Origin of the sequence: Bifidobacterium pseudolongum subsp. globosum, from assembly GCF_004155535.1 — a bacterium.
Classification (GTDB): Bacteria; Actinomycetota; Actinomycetes; order Actinomycetales; family Bifidobacteriaceae; genus Bifidobacterium; species Bifidobacterium pseudolongum_C.
In genome coordinates, this window is sequence record NZ_RYUH01000009.1 from 165,372 (window position 1) to 178,008 (window position 12,637).

General features: G+C 62.4%; 12 protein-coding genes and 1 tRNA gene. 7 read left to right on the top strand and 6 right to left on the bottom strand.

What is annotated here, in order from left to right; genetic code table 11:
- Positions 1-25 precede the first annotated feature (25 nt).
- Positions 26-778, bottom strand: coding sequence for a phosphoribosylaminoimidazolesuccinocarboxamide synthase (gene purC, locus PG2093B_RS03385; RefSeq protein ID WP_026643386.1), 753 nt, complete (start codon positions 776-778; stop codon positions 26-28).
- Between the two features lie 102 nt (positions 779-880).
- Positions 881-2,128 carry a formate-dependent phosphoribosylglycinamide formyltransferase gene (gene purT / locus PG2093B_RS03390; RefSeq protein WP_129897293.1) on the bottom strand — a complete coding sequence of 416 codons (1,248 nt, stop codon included), beginning with the start codon at positions 2,126-2,128 and terminating at the stop codon, positions 881-883.
- Between the two features lie 91 nt (positions 2,129-2,219).
- Here purT and PG2093B_RS03395 point away from each other — a divergent pair, with 91 nt between their 5' ends.
- Complete coding sequence (locus PG2093B_RS03395; protein ID WP_129897295.1) at positions 2,220-3,407, top strand: glycosyltransferase; 1,188 nt, start codon at positions 2,220-2,222, stop codon at positions 3,405-3,407.
- A gap of 15 nt (positions 3,408-3,422) precedes the next feature.
- On the opposite strand, the gene PG2093B_RS03400 is transcribed toward PG2093B_RS03395, so the two are convergent.
- Complete coding sequence (locus PG2093B_RS03400; protein WP_129897297.1) at positions 3,423-4,448, bottom strand: threonine aldolase family protein; 1,026 nt, start codon at positions 4,446-4,448, stop codon at positions 3,423-3,425.
- Between the two features lie 186 nt (positions 4,449-4,634).
- Positions 4,635-4,710 (bottom strand) — tRNA-His (locus PG2093B_RS03405).
- A 691-nt stretch (positions 4,711-5,401) separates the two neighbouring features.
- Between PG2093B_RS03405 and rpsL the strand changes: the two genes are divergently transcribed.
- The 4 genes from rpsL (at position 5,402) to tuf (ending at position 9,780) form a co-directional block, all read left to right on the top strand.
- Complete coding sequence (gene rpsL / locus PG2093B_RS03410; RefSeq protein WP_004269067.1) at positions 5,402-5,773, top strand: 30S ribosomal protein S12; 372 nt, start codon at positions 5,402-5,404, stop codon at positions 5,771-5,773.
- Between the two features lie 5 nt (positions 5,774-5,778).
- Positions 5,779-6,249: a 30S ribosomal protein S7 gene (gene rpsG, locus PG2093B_RS03415; RefSeq protein ID WP_003813834.1), complete on the top strand. Its 471-nt coding sequence runs from the start codon at positions 5,779-5,781 to the stop codon at positions 6,247-6,249.
- Positions 6,250-6,282: 33 nt separating this feature from the next.
- Positions 6,283-8,412, top strand: a complete 2,130-nt coding sequence (fusA, locus tag PG2093B_RS03420) for an elongation factor G (RefSeq protein WP_101398542.1) — start codon at positions 6,283-6,285, stop codon at positions 8,410-8,412.
- Positions 8,413-8,580: 168 nt separating this feature from the next.
- Positions 8,581-9,780, top strand: coding sequence for an elongation factor Tu (gene tuf, locus PG2093B_RS03425; RefSeq protein WP_022857769.1), 1,200 nt, complete (start codon positions 8,581-8,583; stop codon positions 9,778-9,780).
- Positions 9,781-9,866: 86 nt separating this feature from the next.
- Here the strand turns inward: tuf and PG2093B_RS03430 are convergent, their stop codons facing one another.
- Together PG2093B_RS03430 and PG2093B_RS03435 are read right to left on the bottom strand one after the other, a co-directional pair.
- Positions 9,867-10,547, bottom strand: coding sequence for a Pr6Pr family membrane protein (locus PG2093B_RS03430; RefSeq protein WP_129897299.1), 681 nt, complete (start codon positions 10,545-10,547; stop codon positions 9,867-9,869).
- Positions 10,548-10,732: 185 nt separating this feature from the next.
- Positions 10,733-11,284: a hypothetical protein gene (locus PG2093B_RS03435; RefSeq protein WP_129897301.1), complete on the bottom strand. Its 552-nt coding sequence runs from the start codon at positions 11,282-11,284 to the stop codon at positions 10,733-10,735.
- Positions 11,285-11,550: 266 nt separating this feature from the next.
- Here PG2093B_RS03435 and efp point away from each other — a divergent pair, with 266 nt between their 5' ends.
- Positions 11,551-12,114: an elongation factor P gene (gene efp / locus PG2093B_RS03440; RefSeq protein WP_022857767.1), complete on the top strand. Its 564-nt coding sequence runs from the start codon at positions 11,551-11,553 to the stop codon at positions 12,112-12,114.
- A 26-nt stretch (positions 12,115-12,140) separates the two neighbouring features.
- Positions 12,141-12,569: a transcription antitermination factor NusB gene (gene nusB / locus PG2093B_RS03445; protein WP_129897302.1), complete on the top strand. Its 429-nt coding sequence runs from the start codon at positions 12,141-12,143 to the stop codon at positions 12,567-12,569.
- Positions 12,570-12,637: the final 68 nt, after the last annotated feature.

Below are 12,637 nucleotides of genomic sequence, written 5' to 3' on the forward strand. Positions count from 1 at the left end.
ACGGGATGGGTGCGTTATGCCAAGGTCACTCGGCGCGCGCGACGCCCTCGGCGTCGGCGAGCGCCTCAAGACGGTCGAGGATCTCTTCGTAGGCGGGGATGATGTTGCCCAGGTCACGGCGGAAGAGGTCCTTGTCGAGGTGCTCGATCTGGCCGGAGCCGTCACGCAGGTCCCACAGGCGGCAGGTGTCGGGGGTGATCTCGTCGGCGAGCAGGATCGTGCCGTCGGAGGTCTTGCCCTCCTCGATCTTGAAGTCCACGAGCTGCACGTCGATCTTGGAGAAGATGTCGCGCAACGCGTCGTTCACCGCGCGCGCCTGGCGCGAGATCTCATCGAGTTCCTCTTTGCTGGCCAGGCCGAGCGCCACAATGCCGTCGTCGTTGATGAAGGGGTCGCCCAGATCGTCGGACTTGTAGCAGAATTCGAGGATCGGCTGCTTGAGTTCGGTGCCTTCCTCGACGCCGTAGCGCTTGGCGAACGATCCGGCGGCGGTGTTGCGCATGATGATCTCGAGCGGGTACATGTCCATGGCGCGCACGAGCTGTTCGGTGTCGGAGATGCGGCGCACGAAATGCGAGTCGACGCCGCGCGCGGCCAGCAGGTCGAACAGGACCGAGGTGATGCGGTTGTTCAGGCTTCCCTTGCCTTCGATCTGTGCTTTTTTGGCACCGTTGCCGGCGGTTGCCTGGTTCATGTATTCGACCCACAGCACGTCGGGGTCGTCGGTTGCGTACAGTTTTTTGGCCTTGCCCTCGTAGAGCTTGTCCAGTTTCTGCATAGTGTTGCTTCACCCTTCTGGTTACCCAAGATTGGAGCGCTGATGAACTGACGCAATCAGGGTACCAACCATTCGTAACATCTCTTCGGCGTTTCTCACATTTCACACAATCTCGGTGTGCAGCGCCTGCGTGACCTGCGTGGCGGCGATGCGCGCCTCCTGCACATCCTGGCCGAGCGCGAGCGCCACACCCATGCGGCGGTGCCCGGCGACACGCGGTTTGGCGAAGATGCGCACGTCGGTGCCGGGGCTCGCGAGCGCGGCGTCGAGGTCCGAGAACTCGACTTCGCCCTCGCCGCTGACCACGATCGCGTGGCTCGCCGCCGCGGTGTGCGCGGGCATGGCGAGCGCCACATGGCCTTCGGTGACCGGCACGCCGAGGATCGCGCGCGCGTGCAGGTCGAATTCGCTGAGGCGCTGGCTGATCATCGTGACCATGCCGGTGTCGTGCGGGCGCGGTGAGACCTCGTTGAACAGCACGCTGCCGTCGGTCAGCACGAACAGTTCGACGCCGAACACGCCCCACGCGGTATCGGTCTTCGCACGCTGCACGAGACCGCGCACCGCTTCGCGCGCGATGCGGCCGGCCTCTTGCAGCACGTCCGCCGGCACGTCCGCCGGCTGCCAGGATTCGCGGTAGTCGCCGTCCTGCTGGCGTTGGCCGATCGGCGTGCACACCACGATGCCCGCGCTCGAGCTGACGGTGAGCATCGTGAGCTCATAGTCGAGGTCGACGAGCTGCTCGACGATCACGCGCGAGACGTCGCCGTCGTGGTGCGCACGGCGGCCCTGCTGCGCCTCCTGCCACGCGGCGTCGATGCCGCTGGCATCGCGCACGACCGACTGGCCATGGCCCGAGGAGCTCATGACCGGCTTGACGACGCACGGGAACCCGACCGCTTGGGCGCCGGCACGCAGTTCCTCGAGCGAGCCGGCGAACCGGTGGGGAGAGGTGGGCAGGCCCAGGTCGTCGCTCGCCAAACGGCGCAGCGCTTCGCGGTCCATGCAGATCGAGGCGATGGTGGCGCTCGGCACCACATGGATGCCTGCGCGCTCGGCGTCAAAGAGCACCTGCGTGGCGATCGCCTCGATTTCGGGGATGATGATGTCGGGCTGGGCACTCGCGATGAGTTCGGTCAGCGCCTGCGCGTCGCTCATGTCGAGCACATGCGCCTCATGCGCCACTTGCTGCGCCGGCGCGCCTTCGTATGAGTCGGCGGCGATGACGCGCACGCCGAGCCGGGTGAGCGCGATGGCGACCTCTTTGCCGAGTTCGCCGGAGCCGAGGAGCAGTGCGCGGGTGGGATGTTTGCCGTACGGTGTGCCGAAAGCATGATCTTGATTTGCCATGTCTCCCATCTTGCCACCGGCGGCGCCCAGCGCACGCGCGCCGTCCACATGCGCCGCGCTTTGGCATACGTCATGGTTAGACTGAACTTCCATGTGCGCAGCAAAGAACAGCGAAAGCCCGCAGCAGGCCACCGAACGGCCGTTGACGATCGCCATGGTGGTGGACACCTTCGGCAACCGCGGCAACGGAACGTCGAACTCCGCGTTGCAATGGGCCCAGGAGCTGGAACGGCAGGGGCACCATGTGCGACTCGTGGGCATCAATGCACCCGAATACCCGGCCAAGGTCAACCGGGTGCCGCTCGTCAGTTGGGTGGCGGCGAAACAGCAGATGCAGTTCGCGCAGCCGAGCGCCACGTTGTTTGACCGCGCGTTCGACGGCGTGGACATCGTGCACATCTACACGCCGTTCAAATTCGGGCGGCACGCGCTCGCCGCGGCGCGAGCCAAGGGCCTGCCCGTCACGGCCGGCTACCATGTGCAGCCGGAGAACGTGACGTATTCCGCGGGGCCGCTCAAATATGTGCCCGGCGCCGATTCGTTCATCTACTGGCTGTTCAAGCACTGGTTGTACCGCAACGTCGACGCGATCCATGTGCCGACGGAATTGGGGGCCCGGTTGTTGCACGAGCACCATTACACGGCGCCGATCCATGTGATCTCAAACGGCTACCAGGCGCGGTTCACGCCCAAGCGGCAGCGTCCGGGCGACGAGGCGGCGGGCGTGCCGTTCAAGATCGTGGCCTCGGGGCGCCTGTCGAACGAAAAAAACCATGTGGAGCTCATCGAGGCGATCGCACGCAGCGCGCACGCCGAAGACATCCATCTGACAATCGCCGGCACCGGGCCGATCAAACGCAAACTCGAACGGCTCGCCCGTCAGAAACTCGCGCGCCCCGCGTCCATCGGCTTCCACCGCAACAGCGACATGCCCGCATTGCTGCAGTCGTGCGACCTGCTGTGCCATCCATCCATCGCCGACCTCGAATCGGTCAGTGTGATCGAAGGCATGGCGTGCGGGCTCGTGCCGGTCATCGCGAAGTCGCCGCAGAGCGCGGCGAGCCAGTTCGCGCTCTGCCCGGAATCGCTCTATGAGGTCGGGCACCCCGAACAGCTCGCCGCGCACATCGACTGGTGGATCGAACACCCGCGCGAACTCAACGAGTGGGGGCAGACCTATGCCGACCACACGAAGGAGCATTACTCCGTCGAATCGTCGGTCCACCAGTTCGTGCAGATGGAACGCGAGACGATCGCGGCGCACAGCCCCACGCACTGAACCGCGCGAAAGCGTCTACAGCAGCGCGATGAGCGCCGCCACCTGATCGTCGGTCGTGGCCCAGCTCGTGCAGATGCGCAGCATCACATGGTCGGCGTCCACGGCCTCCATGAACCCCAGCTTCACCTGCTGCTGCAGCTCCTGGGCGCGGCTGTGGGTCACCGTGATGAAGATCTGGTTCGTCTGCGACACAAACGCGATGTCATACCCCTTGTCGAGCAGCGCCTGACGGATCTTGTCCGCCTGCGCGTTCGCGTGCTTCGACAACTGGAAATACAGGTCGTCGGTGAACAGCGTGTCGAACTGCAGGCCGAGCAGCCAGCCCTTGGCGAGCAGCGCGCCGTGCAGTTTGACGAGCGCGGTGAAATTCTCGGGCGTGTTGCCGCGCGTGAACACGACCGCCTCGCCGAACATGGCGCCGACCTTCGTGCCGCCGATCGTGAAGACGTCGGCGATGCGCGCAAGGTCGTCGAGATTCGCGTCGTTCGCGTCACATGTGAGCGCATAGCCCAGGCGCGCGCCGTCGATGAACAGCGGCATGCCGTGGTCGTGCGCCACCTGCGCGAGCGCGGCGAGCTCGTCGCGCGTATACACCGTGCCGTATTCGGTCGGCTGCGAGACATACACGCAGCCAGGGCGCACCATGTGCGCATGGTTCGCGTCCGCGTTGAAGCGCTCGCAATAGTCGTCGAGCTGCGGCGCGCTGATCTTGCCGTCCTGCTGCGGCAGTGCGAGCACCTTGTGTCCGGTCGCCTCGATCGCGCCGGCTTCGTGCGTGTTGATGTGCGCACTGTCCGTGCAGACGACTCCCGCATATTGCGCGGTGATCGAGTCGATGACCACCTGGTTCGTCTGCGTGCCGCCGGTCAGGAACCAGATGTCGCTTTCCGGGCTGTCGCACAGGGCGCGGATCTTGCCGGCGGCCGCCTTGCAGTAGTCGTCGGTGCCGTAGCCGGGGTGGGTCTCGTTCTGGATCTGCTGCATGCGCGCGATGATCTGCGGGCAGGCGGTGGCGGAATAGTCGTTTTCAAAAGACAGCATGGCGGGCTCCTTAGTGCTCGTAGGCGGGCAGCGTGTACTGCTTGAGTAGTCTACCTGCTGGGCCTTGGAACGGCGCGGATTGCCGCGCACGGTGAACGTGGCGCGCGTCAGGGCGGCTGAGCGGCGGGGGAGAATGGGAAAACCCCGCCCTCAGCGCATCTGCGATGCAAAGAAGACGGGGTTTGATGGGGTGGCTAACGCGGCTCGAACGCGCGACCTTCTGAACCACAATCAGATGCTCTACCAACTGAGCTATAGCCACCATTGCAGCGGTTCCGTTGGGAACCGGACAACAGGTGAACACTATACACGAATGCCGGGCCAATGTGTACGCACGGCGTGTCGGGCAGTGATGGGGTCGTGTCGCGCGCGGTCGTGGACTATACTTGTAAGTGCAACGGCACAAGGGCTACAAACACCTAGACGGCGCAAGGTGGCGCCGGACGATTGCAACATTGCACACTGAGACAACAGGCAGCATGAACGGATGAGTCATTCGGCACATGGCATGATCGCGCGCAAAGGATGCGCGCCGTGGGTGATGGCATACGCGATGGATGCGATGGGTATGGCAGACGCCACCGCGGCGATTGGCGGGAAATGGAAGGCAATCGCGGTGGCGTCGAGGCAATGGCACGAACAATGGGTATAGAGAAGCGAGGCGACCCCCGGAGGTACCTAGACACTCCGGGGGGTTGCCTTTTTTCTGTGCCTGTGGTATCTTGGCCCCTTGTGTGTGCCAGCCGTGCACCTTATGTAACAGGAGCGCGGGCTGGGATATCCCCGAGTTCGTTTGGATCACGCGCAGCAATGCGGCGGTGAGAGAACGGAGGGTCATCGGGCCGGTGAACAGTGGCTGTCTTTTCCGATTCGTAACGGGTCAGGGGGAGTGGGGCTGCGGTGAGGCGGCTTCACGAGTGAAGAACAGATACCACTGAATCGGAGAATTCAAGTTGCCTACTATTGAACAGCTTGTCCGTAAGGGACGTAAGGCAAAGCCGAAGAAGTCCAAGACTTTGGCTCTCAAGGGAAGCCCGCTGCGCCGCGGCGTGTGCACCCGTGTGTACACCACCACGCCGAAGAAGCCGAACTCGGCTCTGCGTAAGGTTGCCCGTGTGCGTCTGAGCTCCGGCATCGAAGTCACCGCTTACATTCCGGGTGAGGGCCACAACCTGCAGGAGCACTCCATCGTGCTCGTGCGCGGCGGCCGTGTTAAGGATCTGCCGGGTGTGCGTTACCACATCGTGCGCGGTGCACTCGATACCCAGGGCGTCAAGGATCGTAAGCAGGGCCGTTCCCTGTACGGAGCAAAGAAGGCGAAGTAAGAGATATGTCACGTAAAGGACCCGCCAAGAAACACCAGCTGCTGCCGGACCCGATCTACGGCTCGACCGTAGTCGCGCAGCTCATCAACAAGATTCTTCTCGACGGCAAGAAGTCGATCGCCGAGGACATCGTCTACTCGGCACTTGACATGGTCAAGGAGAAGACCGACCAGGAGCCGGTCGCCGTGCTCAAGCGCGCGCTCGACAACATCCGCCCGTCCCTCGAGGTGCGCTCCCGCCGCGTCGGCGGCGCCACCTACCAGGTGCCGGTCGAGGTCAAGCCCGCCCGTGCGAACACGCTGTCGCTGCGCTGGCTGACCGACTTCTCCCGTGCTCGTCGTGAGAAGACGATGGCCGAGCGTCTCGCCAACGAGATCCTCGACGCCTCCAACGGTCTCGGCGCTTCCGTGAAGCGTCGCGAAGACACCCACAAGATGGCAGAGGCCAACAAGGCCTTCGCTCATTACCGCTGGTAATCACACCAGACCAGAAAGGGCCAGGGAACACTTATGGCACAGGACGTGCTTAGCAACCTGAATCAGGTTCGCAACATCGGCATCATGGCGCACATCGATGCCGGCAAGACCACCACCACCGAGCGTATTCTGTACTACACCGGTAAGAACTACAAGATCGGCGAGACGCACGATGGCGCTTCGACGATGGACTTCATGGCGCAGGAGCAGGAGCGTGGCATCACGATCCAGTCCGCTGCGACCACCTGCTTCTGGAACCGTCAGACCCACGACACGGGCGAGCAGTTCCAGATCAACATCATCGACACCCCGGGCCACGTCGACTTCACCGCCGAGGTGGAGCGTTCGCTGCGCGTGCTTGATGGCGCCGTGGCTGTCTTCGACGGCAAGGAAGGTGTTGAGCCGCAGTCCGAGACCGTGTGGCGTCAGGCCGACAAGTACGGCGTTCCGCGCATCTGCTTCATCAACAAGATGGACAAGCTGGGCGCTGACTTCTACTACTCGGTCGACACCATCAAGGAGAAGCTGGGCGCCACCCCGCTCGTCGTGCAGCTGCCGATCGGCGCTGAGAACGACTTCTCCGGCGTTGTGGACCTGATCCGCATGAAGGCCTACGTCTGGAACGACGTCAAGGACGACATGGGCGCCCACTACGACACCGTGGACATCCCGGACGATCTCAAGGACCGCGCCGAGCAGTACCGTTCCGAACTGCTCGACCAGGTCGCCGAATCCGACGAAGAGCTGCTCGAGAAGTTCCTCGAGAGCGGCGAGCTTTCGGAAGAGGAGATCCGCAAGGGCATCCGTACGCTGACCATCAGCCGTCAGGCCTACCCGGTCCTGTGCGGTTCGGCGTTCAAGGACAAGGGTGTGCAGCCGATGCTGGACGCCGTCGTCGACTACCTGCCGAGCCCTGAGGACGTTCCTTCGATCGTTGGCTTCGATCCGTCCGACGAATCCGTCGAGATCGACCGCAAGCCCACCTTCGACGATCCGTTCTCGGCCCTCGTCTTCAAGATCTCGACCCACCCGTTCTACGGCAAGCTCGTGTTCGTGCGCGTCTACTCCGGTGTTGTCAAGCCGGGCGACAACGTGCTCGATTCCACGAAGGGCAAGAAGGAACGCGTCGGCAAGATCTTCCAGATGCACGCCGACAAGGAAAACCCGGTGGATTCCGCCGAGGCCGGCAACATCTACACCTTCGTGGGCCTCAAGAACGTCACGACCGGCGACACCCTGTGCGATGAAAAGCACCCGATCTCGCTCGAGTCGATGACCTTCCCGGACCCGGTCATCGAAGTGGCCGTGGAGCCGAAGACCAAGGCCGACCAGGAGAAGATGAGCATCGCCCTCGCGAAGCTCTCCGACGAGGATCCGACCTTCCAGGTCAAGACCGACGAGGAATCCGGCCAGACGCTGATTTCGGGCATGGGCGAGCTCCAGCTCGACATCATCGTCGACCGTATGCGCCGCGAATTCAAGGTCGAGTGCAACGTCGGCAAGCCGCAGGTCGCCTACCGTGAGACGATCCGCAAGGCCGTCATGAACCAGGAATACACGCACAAGAAGCAGACCGGTGGTTCCGGCCAGTTCGCAAAGGTGCTCATGAACTTCGAGCCGCTCGACACCGAGAACGGCGAAGTCTACGAGTTCGCGAACGAGGTCACCGGCGGCCACATCACGAAGGAATTCATCCCTTCGATCGATGCTGGTGTGCAGGAGGCCATGGAATCCGGCATCCTCGCAGGCTTCCCGGTCGTGGGCGTCAAGGCAACGGTCGTCGACGGCCAGGTGCACGACGTCGATTCCTCGGAAATGGCCTTCAAGATCGCAGGCTCCATGTGCTTCAAGGAGGCCGCGCCGAAGGCGAAGCCGGTCATCCTCGAGCCGATCATGGCCGTCGAAGTCCGTACTCCGGAAGAGTACATGGGCGACGTCATGGGCGACCTCAACGCACGCCGTGGCCAGATCCAGTCGATGAACGACGCCACCGGCGTCAAGGTCATCGACGCGAAGGTGCCGCTGAGCGAGATGTTCGGCTACATCGGCGACCTGCGTTCCAAGACGCAGGGCCGCGCGATGTTCACCATGCAGATGGATTCGTACGCGGAGGTCCCGAAGGCTGTCGCGGACGAGATCATCAAGGCCCAGCGCGGCGAGTGACACGCGCCGCCACCGGACTTGAACCTGTCTCCAGTCAGCGCTAGTATTTTGTAGCGCTGACTGGGTTCGGGCTCGATAAGTGGCGACAACCCAGAAACCCAGTAAAATGTAGCAAGTGCCTTGATTGCTCAAGGCTTACTACGAGAAACGTCCAGGAGGACAACACACATGGCAAAGGAAAAGTACGAGCGTACTAAGCCGCACGTTAACATTGGTACCATCGGTCACGTCGATCACGGCAAGACGACCCTGACCGCAGCCATCTCCAAGGTGCTGCACGATGAGTTCCCGGATCTCAACCCGGAGTATGACTTCAACCAGATCGATGCCGCTCCGGAAGAGCAGCAGCGTGGTATCACCATCAACATCGCCCACATCGAGTACCAGACCGAGAAGCGTCACTACGCTCACGTCGACTGCCCGGGCCACGCCGACTTCGTGAAGAACATGATCACCGGCGCTGCTCAGATGGACGGCGCCATCCTGGTTGTGGCCGCGACCGACGGCCCGATGGCTCAGACCCGCGAGCACGTGCTGCTCGCCCGTCAGGTGGGCGTCCCGAAGATCCTCGTCGCCCTGAACAAGTGCGATATGGTCGACGATGAAGAGCTCATCGAGCTCGTCGAAGAAGAGGTCCGCGACCTCCTCGACGAGAACGGCTTCGACCGTGACTGCCCGGTCGTGCACACCTCCGCCTACGGCGCGCTGCACGACGACGCTCCGGACCACGAGAAGTGGGTCGAGACCGTCAAGGAACTCATGAACGATGTCGACGACTATATCCCGACCCCGGTTCACGACCTCGACAAGCCGTTCCTGATGCCGATCGAGGACGTCTTCACGATCTCCGGCCGCGGCACCGTCGTCACCGGTCGTGTCGAGCGCGGCAAGCTGCCGATCAACACCAACGTCGAGATCGTCGGCATCCGCCCGACCCAGACCACCACCGTCACCTCCATCGAGACCTTCCACAAGCAGATGGATGAGTGCGAGGCTGGCGACAACACCGGTCTGCTGCTCCGTGGCCTCGGCCGCACCGACGTGGAGCGTGGCCAGGTTGTGGCTGCTCCGGGCTCCGTGACCCCGCACACCAAGTTCGAGGGCGAAGTCTACGTTCTGACCAAGGACGAGGGTGGCCGCCACTCGCCGTTCTTCTCGAACTACCGTCCGCAGTTCTACTTCCGCACCACCGACGTCACCGGCGTCATCACGCTGCCGGAAGGCGTCGAGATGGTCCAGCCTGGCGATCACGCGACCTTCACGGTCGAGCTGATCCAGCCGATCGCTATGGAAGAAGGCCTCACCTTCGCAGTGCGCGAAGGCGGCCACACCGTCGGCTCGGGCCGTGTCACCAAGATCCTCGCCTGATTGCATCAGACGCGATCTGACACGCTGAACTAGCGTAGAGGGGGCTTCCCAGATGGGAAGCCCCCTCTTGGTGTATGCGGGGAGAATCAGACGTTGGCCGTGACATCAATGCCGCCGTTGCGCTTGGACGAGCCGAGCGCGCGGTCGATGCCCATCAACACATAGCCGAGCACGATGAACGCGACGAGCAGGATGACCACCCAGCGCACAACGCCCGCCACGCCCTGCTCATCGAGGTTGATGAAGAAATAGGGGTAGAGCTTGGGCACGTTGAGGTCGAATCCCACCATCCAAGCGCGGATGTAGATGAACGCCAGATACACGAGCGGGAAGATCGTCGAATACAGCGGATACGTCCACTTGACACGGCCGTGTTCGTAGAACAGGATCCAGTCGAAGACGAACAGCAGCGGCAGCACCACATGGAATGAGATGCTCGTGATCGTGAAATTCTGCGCGGGGTCGCGGTCTGGCGCGCCGGCAAGCAGGATGTTGAACACGAAGAATGTCAGCAGGATCGCTGTGACGCTGATGAATTTGACCGCTGGGCTGAGCGTGACGAACCCGTCGGCTTTGCGTTGCGCTGTCTGGATCAGCTCAAGCAGCATGACCGCGATGCACAGGTAGTTGGAGAGGTTCGTGAAATACACATAGAAGACATCGTCGAACGAATGCTCGTAGAAACCGAGGCTGCCGACGATGCCGACGATGCCGATCGCCACATAGAACGATTGGAATATGAGTTGGGCTGTTCTGCTGCGTACCATAATCACCTTTCGTGGGCAGACGATAAGGCCCGTTGCCGCCGCTGGGCGGCAACGGGCCGCAAGCGCCAGTCTACGGCAATGGCATGTGGTGCGCGCCATGTGCATGTCGAAGAAATCAATGGCCCGGACTTGTGGAACGCCACAAATCCAGGCCATCGCCAAGTGCCGCGTAGAGCGGACGCCCGTCACTGCATCGGCATCGCCACAATGCCTTCGGCATGCTTGTCGACGGTTATGAGCGACTCCACATTGCCGTTGCGGTCCAGCGTCACCACAACCGGGTCCATGGCCTTGATTGCGGCATCGGAGAACTCGGTATGCCCCGACGGCGAGGATTTGAGCAGCAGCATCGGCAGGTCACCGCGCAGGGTCTGCACCGCGTCGGACATGCCCTCGTTGAGCATCAGCACCTGTCCGTTCTCCTGACCGGCGTAATCCATGAGCATGCGCACAATGTCGCCGCGGCGCATCGTGGGGAACGCGACGGCGGTGATGTCGTCCTCGCGGATGGTGCGGTGAATCGCGTCGACGCCCTTGCCGTCGGCATCGATGACCGTCGCGGACGGTGGCACGGGCGGCAGCACATGGTGCTCGTCGATCACGCCGAGCCTGCGTTCGTCCGCCAAGGCGTCGACGAGCGACTGGAATGCGGTGACCTTGCTGGCGAGCGGGGCGTGGCCCACGACGATGATGGAACGGCCGTCGAGCAGCGCGTCGGTGATCATTGGATTGTTCATGGTTTCCTCCTATGCAATCCATGCGGTCTGGGCGGTTGGGCGCAACATGCGCCGACCGCGATCACTTTCCGATATACCGCAAAACATGGGGGAGTGGCGGGGCCTGGGCGCAAATGAGGTCAAGAGCGAACAGGCTTGCATGGCGGCAGCCGCGCACGATATGACGGTGTGGTTGCAGCTGTAGGGGGCTTCTGGCATAATGTCGTAGGCTCTATATGGCTTTCAACACAATAGCTTTCCAACGAGCGAACGAATAGGTGAGTATTTTGGCACAGACTACCAACGACATCAAGAACGGATCCATCCTCAACCTGGACGGCCAGCTGTGGCAGGTCATCAAGTTCCAGCACGTCAAGCCGGGCAAGGGCCCCGCCTTCGTGCGCACGACGATCAAGAACGTGCTGTCCGGCAAGATCGTGGACAAGACCTTCAACGCCGGCATGAAGATGGACTTCGAGACTGTCGACAACCGCACGCTGCAGTACTCCTATGACGATGGTGACAACTTCGTCTTCATGGACATGACGACCTACGACCAGATCATGATTCCGAAGAGCCTCGTGGGCGACAAGGCGAAGTACCTGCTCGAAGGCACCGATTGCATCGTCTCCTTCCACGACGGCACCCCGCTCTCCGTCGAACTGCCGGCATCCGTTGTGCTGACCGTGACCCACACCGAGCCCGGCCTGCAGGGCAACCGCTCCAACGCCGGCACCAAGCCCGCGACCGTGGAGACCGGCGCCGAGATCCAGGTGCCGCTGTTCATCGGCGAAGGCGAGAAGGTCAAGGTCAACACCGAAGACGGTTCCTATCTGGGCCGCGAGAACTGACGCGCAGATAAAGGACCCACTGTTCCATGGCACGTTCCACCGCTCGCAAACGGGCTCTGAACACACTGTATGAAGCTGACGAGAAAGGGCAGGGCATCCTGTCCCTTCTCGATGAGCGCATCGCCGAACCCGGCGCACAGACACCCCTCCCCGAATACGCCATCGAAATCGTGCGTGGGGTGGCGGACAACCGTCGGGACATCGACGGCCTGCTCAATGAGCATTCCACAGGTTGGAAAGTCAAACGCATGCACGTGGTCGACCGTAATATTCTACGTATTGCGGTATGGGAGATCGTCTACAACGACGATGTGCCCGACAAGGTGGCCATCGATGAGGCGCTGAATCTCGCCAAGCAATTGTGCGACGACGACGCACCCGCCTTCATCCATGGTTTGCTCAGCGCCATCTGCGCAAGCAAACCGCATGGGGCACCTACCGATCAGACCAACTGAATTCAAGCGCGTTAGGCCGGGTCGCGAGTCTCAACCGGCCGCTATCCACGGTACAACTACCTTGATGA